Origin of the sequence: Tenacibaculum sp. 1_MG-2023, from assembly GCF_030547425.1 — a bacterium.
Classification (GTDB): domain Bacteria; phylum Bacteroidota; class Bacteroidia; order Flavobacteriales; family Flavobacteriaceae; genus Polaribacter.
Window position 1 is genome coordinate 41,277 of record NZ_JAUORH010000014.1, and the last position, 18,110, is coordinate 59,386.

Below are 18,110 nucleotides of genomic sequence, written 5' to 3' on the forward strand. Positions count from 1 at the left end.
ACAGAAAAAGTAGTAACTTATTTTTTGTAATACTTTTTGTTTTTTATCCACGCAAGAGTTCCTAAAACAACAACAAAAGCTAAAGAATAATAAACTGAAGCAGGCGTAATTACTTTATCTCCACTAGCATAAGAGTGTAATCCAGATAAGTAGAAATTTACCCCCATATAAGTCATCATAATTGATGAAATAGCTAAGATAGATACTAAATTAAATGTGTATCTTCCTCGTAAACCTGGTATTAATCGCATGTGTAATACAAAAGAGTATATCATTATAGAGACTAAAGCCCAGGTTTCTTTAGGATCCCAGCCCCAATAACGTCCCCAGCTTTCATTTGCCCACATTCCTCCTAAGAAGTTACCAACAGTAAACATTACCAAACCAACAGTTAATGCCATTTCGTTTATAATAGTTAATTCTTTAATGTGTAAATCCATTTTCTTTTTGTTCTTTTTGTTGGTAAAAACGATTAAAAACAAAGCAAATATTCCGAGAATCATACCTAAAAAGAAAGGTCCGTAAGCAGCAACAATTATAGAAACGTGTACATATAACCACCAAGAGTTTAACACTGGTTGTAAGTTGGCAATTTCAGGGTCTAACCAGTTTTGGTGAGCAAACATTAGAATTATCGAAACTAAAAATGTTGTAGCAGCAATAGTTAAAGAAGATTTTTTTCCTAGGATTAACCCAAATAACATAGTTGCTAAACCTACAAAAATAATGGACTCATAAGCATTACTCCAAGGAGCGTTGCCGCTAATATACCAACGAGCAGTTAATCCTAATACATGAAAAACAAATAAGAAAATAACAACACCTATTAATGCTTTCACAAGGTAATTAACCCATGGTTTGTTATTGAAAATTTGTAAGAAAACAAACACAATTAAAAGTAAACTAACGTATCCGTAATATTTAGAAAGTTTTACAAAAATATTTAGCTTATTGTAAGCTATTTCTAAATCGATTTTGTTTTTAGAAGGAATGACTTCTGAACCAAATTTTTGTTGGAATTTCTTAATTCCATTTAAAACCTTATTGGTTTCAGTATAATCTCCCGATTTTTTTGATACTTGTAGCAACTGTAAATACACGGGTAATGACTGACGAACAAAAACAGAGTCTGTTCCTTTAAAGTTCGCTTGTAGTGTTTCTGGTTGTGAAACCCATTTGTTGTTTTCGTCGTTAGGAACTGGGTAAATACGTAATATACCACCTCCTAAAGCTTGCGATAATAACCAAACTCTTCTTTCAATCTTAATAGCATCTTGTTCAAATTTATTTTGAATTCTTTTCTTTTCAGCTTCAACAACAAGTTTACTAATTTTTGAAGAGCCATCAGGATTGTAAAAATCAATAAAACGAGCATATTCAGTATCTTCAGAAAGTCCTAAAATTTCTCTAATTTGTGTGTTTCCTTTTTCAAGATATACAAAGGGAACGTTTAACCAAAGCATCGGACTTTCTGTAATTGAAAGTAAAATCTGACTAGGATCCATGTCTTTAAATTTATCTACATGGGCTACTTTTCTAACTAATTCTGAAGCAAAGGTGTGGGCGGGCTTCATACGTCCACCAGCATCTTGAATAACTAAAGAACTAAATAAATCAGCATGTTCATTATCTACTTTATTTGCGATTAAAATAGAATCAATTTGAGCTTCAGAAACTTGTTTTGGTTCATGTTGTTTATGTTGCGTATAACTAGCTAAAGAAATAAATAAAGCAATTACAGATAGCTTGGTTTTCTTGTTTCGTATTTTAACTAATGATTGTTTTAAGTCGTAAAAACGAGTGTTTTTAACAAACAAAGAAGCTGTTAAACCAAAGAACAATAAGAAATAACCAATGTAAGTAACCCAAGTACCCCAAAAATCGTGATTTACAGATAAATGTGTCTGTTCGTGTTCACCGTCAATTTTATAACTTGACTGGAAAAATTTATATCCTCTGTAATCTAATATATGATTCATAAATATTCTATAATCGAACGTTTCGTTAGGAGCAATTACAGTAACTTCACTAGCATAAGCTGCGGCACTTTCTGATCCTGGGTATTTTTCTAATTGAAAATCATTTAATTTTACGCTAAAAGGAGTTTGTAACAATTTAGATCCATACCAGGCTCTAAAATTTAAGTTTCCAATACTAAATTGTTGTTGGTTGTCTACATTAAACTTGCCTCCATAAAACTCAACGCGTTCAGTTTCTCCATTTGTAGTTATATCAAAAATTACAGTATCGTATTTTTGATCATCTTTTTTCCCTCTAACTGTTCTAATCTCTCCTTTTTCAGGTGTTTTAGGAACTACAAACTGTAATCCATTTATGTTATGAAGCGTTAATAGTTGAAAGTGTTGTGCACTATCTTTAACTATTAAACCTTTTTTTTGGTCAGCCATTCTAAACCAATCTCCATCATTCTTAGAAATCATTTTTAAGCTACCATCTTCATAAAAGAAGTTAATTGAAGCAGCTTCCTTATTAGGAGCTTCAAAGCCTATTAAAATGTTATGAATATTCTCTATAGTTCCTTTTTTAATGTAGTGTTCATGCCTGCTTCCATCAGAACTTTCTACAAAGAATAGATGTTCTGTCCCGTTTTCGTCTAAAACCATTTTTGTTTCAGACCAAGGAATATAGTCTACTAAATTAAAAGTAACCTTATGGTTTTTTCCTGTTTTTTCAGGTTGAAAGTTTTCTTCAAAATTTGCAGAGTTTTTACCCCAAGCAGATAAAAGTAATTTGTTTGCAGTAGTTTTTTGAAATTCACCATTATCAATAATAACATTTAAATAGGTATGCTCAGAGTAGAATTGATTGGTTGTTTCTCCTTCATCAATAACCATTAGGCCTTCATAACTTATATAACGAGTAATACCAGCACCTATTAAGATTAATAGAAAAGATATGTGAAATAATAAAACAGACCATTTTTCCTTTCTATATAATCGGTATTTAAAAATATTACCAAAAAAGTTGATAATAAAGAATACCATAATTAATTCAAACCACCAAGTGTTGTACACTAATGCTTTAGAGGTTTGGGTTCCGTAATCGTTTTCAATAAAAGTGGAAATTCCCATGGCAATGGCAAAAACAAAAAATAATACAGCCATTAAACGGGTAGAGTAGAGGATATCTAAGATTTTTTTCATCAGTAAATCTGCTAAGTATAAAACGACGCAAATTTACGGATTAAAGCTTTAATCACCTTATGAAATCAATCTATTTTTAAAAGGTAAAATGTTAAATTTATGAGGGTTAATTTCCAATTCGCTCCCCCATTTTAACAAAGGTTTCCATTTTGTTTTTGGTGTTGGTTAAAACATCTTCATCAATAATTATTTTAGAACTATTAACTAACAATACAATAGTTGAACCACCAAAAGCAAAATATCCCATTTCATCGCCTTTTTTTACTTCGGAATTAGGTTGGTAAGTCTCAATAATGCTTCCAACCATGGTAGCACCAACGGGGGCGATGATAACATCTCCTTTGTTTTGTGTAGTTAAAGTGCAGTACTCTCTTTTATTTTCACAGAATACTCTAGTGAAGTTAGCAGCCAAAGCGTGTGGAGAAACGGAGAAATAGCGTCCTTTAATTTTTGTTACTTCGGAAGGAATTCCGTCATAAGGAAAATGATACCTGTGATAATCGTTAGGGGCTAATCGAAGTATAATTAAAGAATCGTCTTTGTGTTTTGTAGCTAGCTCTTTATTGCCTAGAAATTCCTCTAAGGTGAATTTTCTTCCTTTAATAAAGAAGTTATGAATATCAGAAATGTTTTTAAATGCTAACATTTTTCCGTCTCCAGGAGAAACGAAGCCTTCCTCAATAGGACGAGCACCAAGTTTTAATTTTCGATAAAAAAAATCATTAAAGGAAACATAGTCTTCAGATGACCTTTCGGCTTCGCTCATGTCGATTTGAAGTTCTCTAACAAAACTGTTTATTTTGTTAATAGAATTGGGTTTGTTCATGAGCTTACCATACCACGATGACAAAAATTTACGTTTAACTAATGGTAATAAAGCCATTTTTCCAAACGGATTATTGTAAAGCAATTTTAAATACCCTTCTCCAGGAGGGGTTTCGGTAATTATTTTACCTGTTTTTCTATCAATGAATTTTATTTTCATAACCGTTATTCTTCGGTGCTATCAATTAAAATAGTTAACATGTCAATGGCTGCTTGTGCAATTTTAGTTCCAGGGCCGAAAACACCTACAGCACCAGCATCAAATAAAAATTGATAATCTTGTGCTGGAATCACACCGCCAACAATAACCATAATATCTTCACGCCCATATTTTTTTAGTTCAGCAATAACTTGTGGAACTAATGTTTTATGTCCTGCAGCTAGTGATGAGATACCTAATATATGTACATCATTTTCTATAGCTTGTTTGGTAGCTTCTTGTGGTGTTTGGAATAAAGGACCAATATCTACATCAAAACCTAAGTCAGCATAACCTGTTGCTACTACTTTAGCACCACGATCGTGACCATCTTGTCCTAATTTTGCAATCATAATACGAGGACGACGACCTTCTAATTCCGCAAACTTATCTGCTAATTCAGTAGCTTTTTTAAATAATTCGTCATCTTTTATTTCTTTACTATACACGCCTGATATGGTTTTATGCACTGCTTTATGACGCCCAAAAATAGTTTCAAGAGCATCTGAAATTTCACCTAATGTAGCTCTGTTTCTTGCAGCTTTTACAGCTAAATCTAATAAGTTTCCTTCGCCTGTTTTTGCAGATTTTGTTAAATCATGTAAAGCTTTGTCAACTTCTGTTTGATTTCTGTTTGATTTTAAGTTGTTCAGTCTGTCAATTTGAGATTGACGTACTGCTTCATTATCAACTTCTAAAATATGTAAAGGGTCTTCTTGTTTTAATTGATATTTATTAACACCAACAATTACATCTTGACTACTGTCGATTTTGGCTTGTTTTATGGCAGCAGCTTCTTCAATACGCATTTTAGGAATTCCTTTTTCAATGGCTTTGGTCATTCCGCCTAATTCTTCAACTTCTTGAATTAACCCCCATGCTTTATTGGCAATTTCTTCAGTAAGTTTTTCTACATGATAACTACCCGCCCATGGGTCTACAGTTTTTGTAATATGGGTTTCTTGTTGTAGGTATATTTGTGTGTTACGAGCAATACGTGCTGAAAAATCAGTTGGTAAGGCAATTGCTTCATCTAAAGCGTTGGTGTGTAAACTTTGTGTTCCTCCAAAAGCAGCAGCCATTGCTTCAATAGCAGTGCGAGCTACATTGTTAAAAGGGTCTTGTTCCGTTAAACTCCACCCACTGGTTTGACAGTGAGTTCTTAATGCTAACGATTTTGGGTTTTTCGGATTGAATTGCTTTACGAGTTTTGCCCAAAGCATTCTTCCTGCTCGCATTTTGGCAACTTCCATAAAATGATTCATACCAATTGCCCAGAAAAAAGATAAACGAGGAGCAAAAGTGTCAATATCCATTCCTGCTTCGAGTCCTTTTTTGATGTATTCTAATCCGTCAGCTAACGTATAGGCTAATTCAATTTCTGCAGTAGCACCAGCTTCTTGCATATGGTATCCTGAAATAGAGATTGAATTAAACCTTGGCATATTTTCAGAAGTATATCTAAAAATATCAGCAATAATTTTCATTGATGGAGTAGGTGGGTAAATGTAAGTGTTACGCACCATAAACTCTTTTAAAATATCGTTTTGAATTGTTCCTGATAATAGTTCAGGAGCTACACCTTGTTCTTCAGCTGCTACAATATAAAATGCCAAAATAGGTAACACAGCTCCGTTCATTGTCATGGAAACGGACATTTTATCTAATGGTATCTGGTCGAACAAAACCTTCATGTCTTCTACAGAATCTATAGCAACACCTGCTTTTCCAACATCACCTTGTACACGCTCATGGTCTGAATCGTAACCACGGTGTGTCGCTAAATCGAAAGCAACTGATAATCCTTTTTGACCAGCAGCTAAATTTCTACGGTAAAAGGCATTACTTTCTTCAGCAGTGGAAAAACCTGCATATTGACGAATTGTCCAAGGTCTACGAACATACATGGTAGAATACGGCCCACGTAAGTTTGGAGCGATACCAGCAACAAAATCTTCGTGTTTAAAGCTATTGTTTTGTTGTTCTAGGGTTTTATCTATTTGTATGTTTGATATATCTTTTCTACTCATTTTGCAAACGTTCTTGTTCTAACTTTTCAGCTAATCGTTTTTGAATAATAGGTTGAATTAAGGTTTTTTCGTTACGAATTTTCAAGAAAGGAGAAACTTCTAAATCGTTTTTCATCTTGTCATTTTCGTTTTGAATTTTGTTTGTGCCAAGTAACACTAATTCTCCTGAATCAAATAACTGTTGTTCTTTATCAGCTGATTCTTTTATTTTTCGTTGGATGACTCCTTCTTTCAGTTGTTTTAAAAAACCACCACCTTTTTCTATTAACTTAAAAACTTCTAGTGTTTTTTGAGCAAGTTGTTGGGTGATTGTTTCGATGTAGTATGCACCATTAGCAATGTTTTGTGCTTCTGCTAGTTCACTTTCTTGTTGTAAAATTAATAATTGATTTCTTGATATACGTTCACCAAATTCGTTCGGTTGATGGAAAATTTTATCGTACGAACTATTGGCTAGGGTATTCGCTCCTCCTAAAATAGCGCTCATACATTCTGAAGTTGTACGAAGCATGTTTACATTATAATCATATAAGGTTTTGTTGCGTAAACTAGGTTGTGCGAAAATGTGAGCAGTTGCTTCGGTATTGTATTCTTTTAAAAGAGCATTCCATAAAACTCTAAAAGCACGTAGTTTAGCAATTTCGAAAAAGTAATTGCTCCCTACAGAAAAATTAAAATGAATATTTTTTGCTGCTGAACCTCCGAAGTGGTTCAAATATTCGTTTGCGTGTGCAAGTGTATATGCTAATTGTTGAACGATGGTTGCTCCTGCATTTTGATAAATTGAAGTATCAACACAAATAGCATTTTTAGTAGTTTTTGTTATCTCTTCTAGTTGTGTATGGTCGTTTTTAAGGTTTGAGTACCAGTTTCCAGAACTCGCTAAGTTTCCTATAATGTCTATATTAAAAAAACAATTGTCAGAGTTTATAAAACTAGCTAATTCTTTGATGAATTCTGAGGATAAAAAACTGAAAGTAAAGTAAAGTAAAGTTTTTTGAGGGTCAATTCCTTTTAGTAAGGTTTTGTAGTCGAACTCTTTTTTCGCCTTAAATTCAACGGCGTTTGCTCCTCTTTGAATTGAGTCGATAGCAAATAAGTTTGCTTTTTCTTCATTTTCAATATTAATAGATTGGCAAATAGCAAAACCTTTGTTTGGAGTGTTAACTTTGGTGTTGGTTCTGTCTTCTTTAGTGTAAAAAGGTTTTACAGTAACACCTTCTTCAGTTTTCCATAAAAGGGTATCGTTATAATCGGCACCTTTTAGGTCTACTTGTATTTTTTGCTTCCATTTTGCGGGGGTAACACCTTGAAATTCGTCAAATAAATAGTTACTCATTACTTTTTATGGTATCAAATTCAATAATATAAATATCTTCATCTTCTTTCTTCATTAAGTATTTTTCTCTAGCATAGCGTTTTAGTTGAAGAGAGTCTTGTAGTTGCTGTATAGTTTTTTTATCTTTTTTTATTTTCTTTTCATGATAATCAATCCAACTTTTTAACTCGTTGATTTCGCTATTAAACTCTCTATGTGTAAGGTAAGAATTCTCATCAAAAAAAAGCATCCATACCACAAATACGGTGAGTATAATCACATAAATATTAGTAGCTATTTTAAAGGAAGGTTTGTTTTTTATTGATTTAAAACTCATGTTATAAACGGTCGTTAATTACAGTTCTTACAATGTCTATGGCAACAGTATTATATCTATCGTTAGGTATAATAATGTCAGCGTAATTTTTTGTAGGTTCAATAAATTGTTGATGCATGGGTTTTAAGGTGTTTTGATAACGGTTCAAAACTTCATCAACATCTCTACCTCGTTCTTTAATATCTCTTCTTACACGTCTAATCAAGCGTTCGTCAGCATCGGCATGAACGAAAATTTTTATGTCACACAAGTTACGAAGTTCTGTGCTATTAAAAATCAAAATCCCTTCAATAATAATAACTTTTCTAGGATGTGTTTTTATGGTGTCTTTGGTTCTGTTGTGAGCAACGAATGAATATACTGGTTGTTCAATAATGCATCCGTTTTTTAATTCAGATAGATGATCTACCATTAAATCAAAGTCGATTGCTCTGGGATGATCAAAGTTTATCTTAGTACGTTCTTCGTAAGTTAGATTATCTGTTTGCTTGTAGTAAGAGTCTTGAGAAATAACGCATACTTCGTCAGCAGGAAGTTCGTTTATTATTTGGTTTACTACCGTGGTTTTTCCACTTCCCGTACCTCCAGCAATACCGATAACAAATATATTTTTCATTAAGTTTTTGTAAAAAATAGAGTTATGACAAATTTAGCAAATTAAGCGCATAAAAAAAGCGCTAACTTTTTGTTAGCGCTTTTAGTTTTGAGCCGATGGAGGGACTCGAACCCACGACCTGCTGATTACAAATCAGCTGCTCTAGCCAGCTGAGCTACATCGGCGTTTGCTTTAAAAGCGTGGCAAATATATAATGTTTTTTGAAACTGAAAAAACTTTTTTTAAAATTTTTTAAAGAGTGTTTTTTGTAATAGTTTTAGGTGTTTTTTAAGTAGTTGAATTAGAGTTTGTTTGGTTTTTAAGGGAGGTGTATTTTTTAAGAAAAGAAGTCGGGATGAGTGGATTCGAACCACCGATCTCTGGTCCCCCAGACCAGCACTTTAACCGGACTAAGCTACATCCCGATACTACAAATATATTTAAAAAAGAAAAAGTTCTAAGTAAATTACTTAGAACTTTATCAAGAATAAATATTATAATGAGAGTGGTAGTTGATGAAACTACTATTCTTATGTATATATTATAAACGAGCTTAAAGGTTGTTTATTGCTTAAGCTGTTAAAGGTTTTCCTTTTAAACGTTTTTCAATACGTTGTTTTACAGCTGTTAAACGCTTCATTAAGTCCATTAACGTGCTGTCTTTTGTTTGTTTATATACCTCATTAATCTCTAGAATCAGAGCTTTTGCTTCTCTAGAGGCTAGTATTCTATCACTAGTAGTAATAAATTTGAATTTTCTGTTTTCAAATTCTTCTGCCTTATTGATTAATTCTGAATTCATAAAATTTACCAATTTAAATTAAAATTTCTTTATTAGGTTTTGTCTGATAAAAGATATATGCCTAAAATAACTGGGGCGGCAAATATATAGGAAACTTTCTGTTTACAAACAAACAAGTCCATCAATTTGATTTATTAGTTAATAAGTTTTTTTTATAAGATAAAAAAACTTTTTTACACTATCTTATATCAGGTATAAGTATTATCTATAAATATAAATGTAACGATTTTATTTTGTTATTTCAAATTATTAGTAGAAAATTAACAGTTTTCACCTATTTATTTAATGGTTTTTTAAGGAATGGTAAGGTTTTAGTTTGAATACAGTATTTTTGTAGCGAGATAAAACATAGAACTAATATGAAGAAAATATTACTATTAATTTTTACTGTTTCAATACTGTCTTGCAAGAGTCAAGGTAAAAGAGCTGTTTTAGGAGAGTCTGATTTTCAGAAAGAAATGAATACTAAGTTTAAAGATGCTTCTAGGTCACCATTAACTAAAAAAGGATTGAAAGAGTTTAATGGGCTAAATTTTTTTCCTATTAATGAGAAGTATAAAGTAAATGCTAGTCTAGAATTGTTACCGAATGCTCCTGTTTTTAATTTTCCTACTACAACAGATAGGATAGTGTTATACAAAAAGTACGGAATATTATCTTTTTCTGTTGATGGAGAAGAGTTTGAGTTGGCAATTTATCAAGATGTAAAGCCTGATCCAGAATATGCTAACCATTTATTTTTACCTTTTTTAGATAATACGAATGGAAAAACGTCTTATAAAGGTGGTCGTTTTATAGATGTTTACACAACAGATATAAAGGATGATGGTACTATTGTAATAAATTTTAATGAAGCTTATAATCCTTACTGTGCATATAGTGGTCGTTATTCTTGCCCAATTACACCAAGTGATAATTATTTAGATGTAGAAATTAAGGCAGGGGTGATGTCTTATGAAAAACCTAATTAATAAAAAAAATCCTGCATATGCAGGATTTTTTTATTTAGAAGGAGGTGTTAAGCCTTCTTTACTGTCTTGTTTGATAGCTTTTGCTAATGAGTCTAAATAAGACTCTCTTACTTTTAACTTGGTCTCTTTATGTGCTTTCTTATTTAGTTTAGAAAACATTTCAGCAACCTTTATAGCTGTTGGTAGTAAGTGTTCTTGAGGGACAACTTTATCCAAAAAACCGGCTGTAATAGCATTTTTAGGGTTGTATATTTCTGAGCAACTAACACTTCTTTCAAAATAAATAGGGGCTAAACGTGCTTTTGCAATTTCGATACCAGCATTATGCATGGTCATACCGATTAAAACTTCGTTCAATCCGATTTTAAAGTCACCTTCAATACCTAGCCTATAATCAACAGATAGTAGTAAGAAGGCTCCTTTGGCAACGGCGTGACCAGAACAAGCTGCAATTATTGGATAAGGAAAAGAAAGCATTCTGTGTGATAATTGAGATCCTTTGGTTACTAGTTCTAAAGCTGATTCAGGAGATTGTGTCATGCTTTTTAAATCGTAACCTGCAGAGAATATTCCTGGTTGTCCTGTTAATATTACTGGTTTTTCTTCTTTTTCAGCTTTATCAAAAGAGATGTTTAAAGCGTCAATCACTTCATGAGAAATAGCGTTAGCTTTTCCGTTTGTAATAGTAATTATTACGTAGCTGTCTTCTGATTTGTATTGTATAAGTTCGCTCATTTATTATATAAATTTTACTCACAAAGTGAGGTTGGTTTTAAAGTTGTGGTATTATTTAAATTGCTTGTGGACTCGTCCAAAGATAATTTACTAAGTAAATACCTGCAAAAACAGCTAAAAATCCGATGATAAAGCTTCCTATAGTGTATAGTGTAAAAGAGGTAAAATCGCCAGATTTTAAAAAGACGTGATTTTCATAAGCAAAGGTTGAAAAAGTGGTAAATCCACCACAGAAACCAGTAGCTAATAATAGGGTGTGGTTTTGTGTTAATGTATCATTTTTGGCAGCAAGCCCTAAAATAATACCAATAAGTAAGCTCCCAAGAATATTCGTCGTAAAAGTTCCATAAGGAATTCCTGTTTGTGAACTGTTTAAAGCTTTTCCGATAATATATCGTAATACACTTCCTGTTCCGCCACCTATAAAAACTAATAATAATTGTTTCACAAAAATATTTCTAAGTTAATAGCTTGGTTTTACTCTCTTATTGAAAGAAATGTTGTAAAAATCTTTACAAGAGCTTTTCATATCATTGCGAAAATAAGAAAACCTCACAAATTTGTGAGGCTTTACTTATGTATAAATTGTATAATTGTTTATAATTCTACATCATCAGTATCTGTCCAATTCCATTTTCCAGTGATGATTCCATTTTTTACGGTAACAATACCAGGGTTAGCTCTAATTACTGTTTTTAAAGCAGTTTCATCACAAAACCCAAAAGTGTATGGTAGTCCAAAATTTTGTTGGGTAGCTGCTAAATCTTCAATATAATCAGCTGTTAGTACGTAGACTTTATAACCTTGTTCGCTAGCTTGTTTTGCAATTTTAGAAACATCAGCAATACCTTCTTTTTCTGTTTTCTTTAAATTAGACATAATAACAAGCATTGCTTTTTCTTTTGCTAACATTTCGTCTAACTTGTCGCCTTCATCTGTTTCGATCATGAAATCATGTATAGGAGGAAGCTCGTCGCTATCTTCTGGGTATTCCATTCCTTTAGCAATATCTGTTCCTATAGAATAAGCTCTAAAATCAATAATTGGTAAATGTTGTAAAACATAATAAGTTACAATTAGTGCTAAAAAGACAGAACTATAGGTTGTTAAAGAAGCAAACTTATTTGAAATTATAGGTTTAATATGTTTAACTCCTAAAATAAGAATAACAATAAAAACCATAAAAACAACATTCTTGTAAAAAGTTTCTCCTGGAGTTAGCTTTAAAGCATCGCCAAAACAACCGCAATCTGTAACTTTATTGTAGGTGTATGAATACCAGGTTAAGAATAAGAATATTAGGTTTATACCGAATAAACTCCAAACGGTAAATTTTGCTTTATAGCCTACTAAAAGCATAATACCTAAAACTAATTCGGTAACAATTAAAAGAATTGAGAATGGTAAAGCATAAGGAATTAAAAATTCTAAATTTAATACATCGGCACCAAAGTATTCTTCAAATTTATATTGAGATCCAATGGGGTCTACCAATTTTACAAATCCAGAGTAAATAAAAAGAAGACCTACAAGTGCTCTTGAAATATGTGTTAACATTTTTAAAATCATAGGGGTGTTTTTTAGGTTAATTATCTGATTCAGAAAGGTGAATCATGGCAAAAATAGCATAATTAATCATATCTTGATAATTAGCATCAATTCCCTCAGAAACTAGGGTTTTGCCTTGATTGTTTTCAATTTGTTTTACACGAAGTAGTTTTTGAAGAATTAAGTCGGTCAACGAAGAAATTCTCATATCTCTCCATGCTTCACCATAATCATGGTTTTTGTTCTCCATTAATTCTTTGGTGATTTTTATATGTTTATCATATAAACTTGTTGCCTCTTCAGTCGTCAAATCAGGTTGTTCAACAATACCTAATTCAATTTGAATTAATGCCATTACCGAATAATTGATAATACCAATAAACTCTGATTTTTCTCCTTCATCAACTTTTCGTTCAGTGTTTTCTTGTAATTGGCGTATACGTTGAGCTTTTATGAATATTTGATCAGTTAATGATGGAAGTCTTAAAATTCTCCAAGCACTACCATAATCACTCATTTTTTTTACAAACAAACTTCTACATTCTTCAACTACAGTATCATACTGTTTAGAGGTGTTTTGCATTTTTCTTATTTAAAAGTATTCGACCAAAAATAGTAAATATTACAAGCTTTTCATTTATTTTTACTTGGAAATTTAGTGTGATGACAATTAATTGTAAAGGAACCTTGGTAGATTTAACTAAGCCTAAGGTTATGGGGATTTTAAATGTAACTCCTGATTCTTTTTTTGATGGTGGTAAGTATAAAAATGAACGTGATATACTGTTGCAAACGGAAAAGATGTTGCATGGTGGTGCTACATTTATTGATGTTGGTGCGTATTCTTCGAGACCTGGAGCAAAACATATTTCAGAAGAAGAGGAGCTGCAAAGAATGATTCCTGTGGTTGAGCTGTTAATTAAAAATTTTCCTAAAATTCTTATTTCAGTAGATTCTTTTAGAAGTAGAGTAGTAGAAGAATCGATATATGCAGGAGCTACCATGATTAACGATATCTCTGGAGGAAAGATGGATAAGCAAATGTTTGAAACAGTAGCAAAATTGCAAGTTCCATATATAATGATGCATATGCAAGGGACACCACAAAGCATGCAACAAAATCCGGAATATGAAAATGTGGTTAGAGAAGTAATTTCTTTTTTTGCAGAACAGCTTTTTAAACTTAGAGCTTTAAAAGTAAATGATGTACTAATTGATGTTGGTTTTGGTTTTGGAAAAACGCTCGATCAAAACTATAAGTTACTTAAAGAACTATCGTTGTTTAAAAGCTTAGAAGCACCTATTTTAACAGGGGTTTCTAGAAAGTCGATGTTATATAATTTGTTAAATATAACACCACAAGAAGCTTTAAATGCTACGACTGTAGCAAATACCGTTGCTTTGTTAAATGGAACACATATTTTAAGAGTGCACGATGTAAAGGAGGCTGTTGAAGCAGTTAAAATTGTGGAACAGTTGTAATAAAATCATTACATTTACTTATTAAGTTATGTGTAGTGCTTACTAATTTTTTTTAAAAGGCTAAAAAAACTTCAAAAAATTAATGAACTTGGATTTTATTGACTTTTCATTCCTTGATGTGTTAGATATATTTTTAGTAGCAGTGTTACTTTATTATATCTATAAATTATTAAAAGGAACAGTCGCTATTAATATTGTAATAGGAATTGCTTTTATATTTTTGATATGGAAGGTAACACAGGCTTTACATATGGAAATGTTAAGTGGAATTTTAGGTTACTTACTTTCAGGTGGGGTCATTGCACTTATTATTGTGTTCCAACAAGAAATTCGAAAGTTTTTATTAATGATTGGAACTACTAATTTTTCAACAAAAAAAGGTTTTTTAAATCAGTTGAAGTTTTTAAAAACAGAAATTCATTCTGAAACAGATGTTGAAACTATTTTAATGGCTTGCGCTAACTTATCGAAAACAAAAACAGGAGCATTATTAGTTATTGAGAAAACAAATAATTTAGATTTTTTAATTAATACTGGAGATAAGATGAATGCCTTGGTTAATGAAGTTATTATTGAGAGTATTTTTTATAAAAACAGTCCGTTACATGATGGTGCGACAGTTATTCGTGACAATTATATTGTGGCAACTCGAGTAATATTACCAGTTTCTAACAGTACTAAAATACCTTCAAGGTTTGGGTTACGTCACAGAGCGGCTATTGGTGTTAGTGAAAAAACCGATGCAATTTGTTTATTGGTTTCAGAAGAAACAGGAGAGATTTCGTATATAAAAGATGGAGAATTTGTATTGTACAAGTCATTAGAAGAGCTCCATAGAAAATTAGAAAAAGATGTAATGGCATAAAAAAACTCGCAATTTGCGAGTTTTTTTATGACCTGTCCAAAAGATTATTGAGCAGGAGCCATTTTAGATTGAATAGCAGTCATAACTTCACTAAACTTTACAGCATCTTCTTGGCTTAAGTTACCAAGAATATCTTGTGACTTTTTAGCTAACTCAACACCTTTTTGAGCTAATTCAGAATTTTTTACAACATCACCTTTTGCATCAATGTATGTTTTAGCATACTCAGCATAAGACTGTAAGTATTCACCTACTTTTGGATCTTCAAATTCAGGAATTTCAACACCTTCGATTGTAGAACCTACAGCTTTAGCAGCTTCTTCAGTAGCCTCTTTTGCTTCTTCTGTTGTTTTAGTTGCAGCTTCTTTAGCTTCTTCAGTAGCTTTTTCTACAGTTTCTACAGCATCTTTAGCTTCCTCTTTAGTATTTTTACATGATGTTGCTAATAAAGCACCAACAACAAATACTGATAAAATTACTCTTTTCATCGTTTATTGATTTTTAGTTTTTAAGATTGAATAACAAATGTACTACTTTGATTGATGTAAACAAATTTATTTACACCACTGTTTCATTATTAAACTGTTTTTCGTACAAATTCTTATAATAACCCTCATGTTTTTTTAATAATTGTGTATGATTTCCTTTTTCAACAATGCAACCTTTGTCCATAACGATAATCATATCTGCTTTTTTAATGGTCGCTAAACGATGTGCAATTACAATAGAAGTCCTGTCTTTGGTGATTTCATCAGTTGCGTATTGAATCATTTGTTCAGAATGTGTGTCAACTGATGAGGTAGCCTCGTCTAAAATTAAAATACTTGGCTTACTAACATAGGCACGTAAAAAGGCAATTAATTGACGTTGACCTGAAGATAACATGCCCCCGCGTTCTTTTACATTATAATGATAGTTGTTAGGAAGAGTCATTATAAACTTGTGAATCCCTATCTGTTTTGCTGCTATTTGAACTTCTTCAAAAGAAATGTTTTCATTGTTTAAAGTAATGTTGTTTAAAATACTATCTGAGAATAAAAATACATCTTGTAATACTACAGCTACTTTTTGACGTAAAGAAGTTATTTTGTAATCTTGAACAGGAATGTTATCAATAGATATTTCACCACTATCTATTTCGTAAAAACGATTTATAAGATTAATTATGGTTGATTTACCTGCACCTGTAGCTCCCACAATGGCAACTGTTTGTCCTTTTTTAACATTAAAACTAATTCCTTTTAAAATTTCTGCTCCTTTTATATAGCTAAACCGTACATCTTTAAAGTCAATAGTTCCTTGTATGTTATTAGCAGTAATCGTTCCATTTTTGTCTATAGAACTTTCAGTATCTATTATATTAAAAACACGTTCACCAGCTACAATTCCCATTTGTAGTTGATTAAACTTATCAGCTATTTGCCTTAAAGGTCTAAAAAGCATTTGAGCCATTTTTATAAAACCAATAATGGCACCAACACTTACAGCTTTGTCTTCAACAACTTGTAAACCACCATACCATACAATTAAGCCTATTGCTATTGAAGATAGTATTTCGGCGATAGGGAAGAAAATAGAGTAGTACCATACAGTTTTAACATGTGCTTTTTTATGTTTATTGTTAATATCAATAAAATTTTTGTACTCAATTTTTTCTCTATTAAAGAGTTGGACAATTTTCATTCCTGTAACTCTTTCTTGTACAAAACTGTTTAGGTTTGCTACTTGGTTACGAACATCTTGAAAGGTAGATTTAATTGCTATTTGAAATAGTTTAGTAGCGTAAATTAACACAGGTAAGGTTGCAAGTGCAATTAATGCTAGCTTCCAGTTTGTATAGAACATTACCATGATTACTACAATCATTTTTAAAACATCGCTAACAATCATAAAAACACCCTGAGTAAAAAAATTAGCAATGGTTTCTATATCTGAAACAACACGAGTTACTAACTTTCCAACTGAAGAGTTATCAAAATACCCCATTTTAAATTGAAGTATTTTCCTAAAAGTTTTAGCCCTTATATCTCTAATAATATGTTGCCCTACCCAGTTTGCATAATAGATAAAACTAAACTGAAATAATACTTGAATAAGTAAAACAACAATCATGGCAATTGTAAAATACAACAGCCTTGTAATGTCTTTGGTTACTGTAAAGTCGTCTATGGCCGTCATTAAAATGACAGGAGTTAGTACCGCAAATCCTGCTAGTAAAATGGTAGATAATGCCGCAATTATAAATCTTACACGGTATTTTTTTGCAAAACTCATAAGTCGTGCAAAAATTTTAATATCAAATGCTTTTCCTGTTGTTTTGCTCACTATATATAGTCGTATTTTACTTTTGTTAAAAATAAACCTTTTGCAGGAACTGACACTCCTGCTTTGCTTCGATTTTTACTTTCTATAATGTTTTTAAAATCATCTAAAGTTATTTTTTCTAAACCAACCTCAATCAAGGTACCTACTATAGCACGAACCATGTTTCTTAAAAAACGATTAGCACTAATATGAAAGGTTAGTTCATTTCCACTTTTTATCCATTTTGCATTAGTTACTGTGCAATTAAACGTATGTACATCTGTTTTTACTTTTGAAAAACATTTAAAATCTTCATAATCATAAAGAATTGTAGCAGCTTTATTCATCAATTCTATGTTTAATTGCTGGCGGTGTAATTGCCAAGTAGTATCTAACAAAAACGGATTTCTACCTAGCCAAATTTTGTATTCATAGCTTCTGCTAAGTGCATCAAAACGAGTATGAGCATCGTTATGCATTAATTGTGTATTAAATATAACGATGTCATCGGGCAAAATAGCGTTCAACTTGTAGGTGAAATTATCGTTTAGTAGAGTTTCTACATCAAAATGAGCAAACATTTGAGAGGCATGTACACCTGCATCTGTTCTTCCAGCTCCTACAATATTTATTTCGTTTCTTAAAATAGTGCTAATAGCCTTATTTATTTTTTCTTGAACTGAAATTGCGTGTGGCTGTATTTGCCATCCATGATAATTTTTTCCGTTGTATGCTAATTCAATAAAATACCTCAAGAAGTGTAAAGATTTTAAATAGCTAAATTATAAAATTATAACTTGAAATGTACTAGATAGGAGGTGAAATAATGTTTTTGAGATTTATTAACATATGTTAACAGGTTAACTGAATGTTTGTGTTATTTTTGTTCACTTTTAAAATAAGATAGTGAATTCCCCTTAGTATAAAGAAATCCA

Annotated in this window: 17 protein-coding genes and 2 tRNA genes; 3 read left to right on the plus strand and 16 right to left on the minus strand. The window is 31.7% G+C overall.

What is annotated here, in order from left to right:
- Window positions 1-17 precede the first annotated feature (17 nt).
- The 9 genes from ccsA to Q4517_RS10735 all read right to left on the minus strand — a co-directional run bounded on the left by ccsA (window position 18) and on the right by Q4517_RS10735 (window position 9,270).
- On the minus strand, window positions 18-3,164 hold the full coding sequence (gene ccsA, locus Q4517_RS10695) for a cytochrome c biogenesis protein CcsA (RefSeq protein ID WP_303509059.1): 3,147 nt from the start codon (window positions 3,162-3,164) through the stop codon (window positions 18-20).
- Window positions 3,165-3,270: 106 nt separating this feature from the next.
- A complete protein-coding gene (locus Q4517_RS10700) occupies window positions 3,271-4,149 on the minus strand; it encodes a phosphatidylserine decarboxylase (RefSeq protein WP_303509062.1) in 879 nt (292 codons plus the stop codon).
- 5 nt (window positions 4,150-4,154) lie between these two features.
- Window positions 4,155-6,218 carry a methylmalonyl-CoA mutase gene (gene scpA, locus Q4517_RS10705; protein ID WP_303509063.1) on the minus strand — a complete coding sequence of 688 codons (2,064 nt, stop codon included), beginning with the start codon at window positions 6,216-6,218 and terminating at the stop codon, window positions 4,155-4,157.
- On the minus strand, window positions 6,211-7,557 hold the full coding sequence (locus tag Q4517_RS10710) for a methylmalonyl-CoA mutase subunit beta (protein ID WP_303509064.1): 1,347 nt from the start codon (window positions 7,555-7,557) through the stop codon (window positions 6,211-6,213). The genes scpA and Q4517_RS10710 overlap by 8 nt, the downstream gene beginning before the upstream one ends.
- A complete protein-coding gene (locus Q4517_RS10715) occupies window positions 7,550-7,873 on the minus strand; it encodes a septum formation initiator family protein (RefSeq protein WP_303509065.1) in 324 nt (107 codons plus the stop codon). The genes Q4517_RS10710 and Q4517_RS10715 overlap by 8 nt, the downstream gene beginning before the upstream one ends.
- Window position 7,874: 1 nt before the next feature.
- Window positions 7,875-8,480, minus strand: coding sequence for a uridine kinase (udk, locus tag Q4517_RS10720; RefSeq protein WP_303509174.1), 606 nt, complete (start codon window positions 8,478-8,480; stop codon window positions 7,875-7,877).
- Between the two features lie 99 nt (window positions 8,481-8,579).
- Window positions 8,580-8,653: transfer RNA gene (locus Q4517_RS10725), tRNA-Thr, on the minus strand.
- A 165-nt stretch (window positions 8,654-8,818) separates the two neighbouring features.
- Window positions 8,819-8,893 (minus strand) — tRNA-Pro (locus Q4517_RS10730).
- A gap of 146 nt (window positions 8,894-9,039) precedes the next feature.
- Window positions 9,040-9,270, minus strand: a complete 231-nt coding sequence (locus Q4517_RS10735) for a hypothetical protein (protein WP_115901993.1) — start codon at window positions 9,268-9,270, stop codon at window positions 9,040-9,042.
- A 359-nt stretch (window positions 9,271-9,629) separates the two neighbouring features.
- On the opposite strand from Q4517_RS10735, the gene Q4517_RS10740 reads away from it, so the two are divergent.
- Entirely contained in the window at window positions 9,630-10,241 is a 612-nt protein-coding gene (locus Q4517_RS10740) for a DUF1684 domain-containing protein (protein ID WP_303509070.1), read from the plus strand.
- A 30-nt stretch (window positions 10,242-10,271) separates the two neighbouring features.
- Here the strand turns inward: Q4517_RS10740 and Q4517_RS10745 are convergent, their stop codons facing one another.
- The 4 genes from Q4517_RS10745 to Q4517_RS10760 all read right to left on the minus strand — a co-directional run bounded on the left by Q4517_RS10745 (window position 10,272) and on the right by Q4517_RS10760 (window position 13,107).
- A complete protein-coding gene (locus Q4517_RS10745; protein ID WP_303509073.1) occupies window positions 10,272-10,976 on the minus strand; it encodes a crotonase/enoyl-CoA hydratase family protein in 705 nt (234 codons plus the stop codon).
- A gap of 55 nt (window positions 10,977-11,031) precedes the next feature.
- Window positions 11,032-11,424, minus strand: a complete 393-nt coding sequence (gene crcB, locus Q4517_RS10750; RefSeq protein WP_303509076.1) for a fluoride efflux transporter CrcB — start codon at window positions 11,422-11,424, stop codon at window positions 11,032-11,034.
- Between the two features lie 149 nt (window positions 11,425-11,573).
- Entirely contained in the window at window positions 11,574-12,545 is a 972-nt protein-coding gene (locus Q4517_RS10755) for a DoxX family protein (protein WP_303509079.1), read from the minus strand.
- Between the two features lie 16 nt (window positions 12,546-12,561).
- Complete coding sequence (locus Q4517_RS10760) at window positions 12,562-13,107, minus strand: DUF1599 domain-containing protein (protein ID WP_303509082.1); 546 nt, start codon at window positions 13,105-13,107, stop codon at window positions 12,562-12,564.
- A gap of 80 nt (window positions 13,108-13,187) precedes the next feature.
- Between Q4517_RS10760 and folP the strand changes: the two genes are divergently transcribed.
- Window positions 13,188-14,006: a dihydropteroate synthase gene (folP, locus tag Q4517_RS10765; RefSeq protein WP_303509085.1), complete on the plus strand. Its 819-nt coding sequence runs from the start codon at window positions 13,188-13,190 to the stop codon at window positions 14,004-14,006.
- Window positions 14,007-14,088: 82 nt separating this feature from the next.
- A complete protein-coding gene (gene cdaA, locus Q4517_RS10770; protein WP_115902001.1) occupies window positions 14,089-14,871 on the plus strand; it encodes a diadenylate cyclase CdaA in 783 nt (260 codons plus the stop codon).
- A 44-nt stretch (window positions 14,872-14,915) separates the two neighbouring features.
- Here the strand turns inward: cdaA and Q4517_RS10775 are convergent, their stop codons facing one another.
- The 3 genes from Q4517_RS10775 to truA form a co-directional block, all read right to left on the minus strand.
- A complete protein-coding gene (locus Q4517_RS10775) occupies window positions 14,916-15,359 on the minus strand; it encodes a hypothetical protein (RefSeq protein WP_303509090.1) in 444 nt (147 codons plus the stop codon).
- Window positions 15,360-15,429: 70 nt separating this feature from the next.
- On the minus strand, window positions 15,430-17,196 hold the full coding sequence (locus Q4517_RS10780; protein WP_408034055.1) for an ABC transporter ATP-binding protein: 1,767 nt from the start codon (window positions 17,194-17,196) through the stop codon (window positions 15,430-15,432).
- Window positions 17,196-17,930 carry a tRNA pseudouridine(38-40) synthase TruA gene (truA, locus tag Q4517_RS10785; protein ID WP_303509099.1) on the minus strand — a complete coding sequence of 245 codons (735 nt, stop codon included), beginning with the start codon at window positions 17,928-17,930 and terminating at the stop codon, window positions 17,196-17,198. The genes Q4517_RS10780 and truA overlap by 1 nt, the downstream gene beginning before the upstream one ends.
- Window positions 17,931-18,110: the final 180 nt, after the last annotated feature.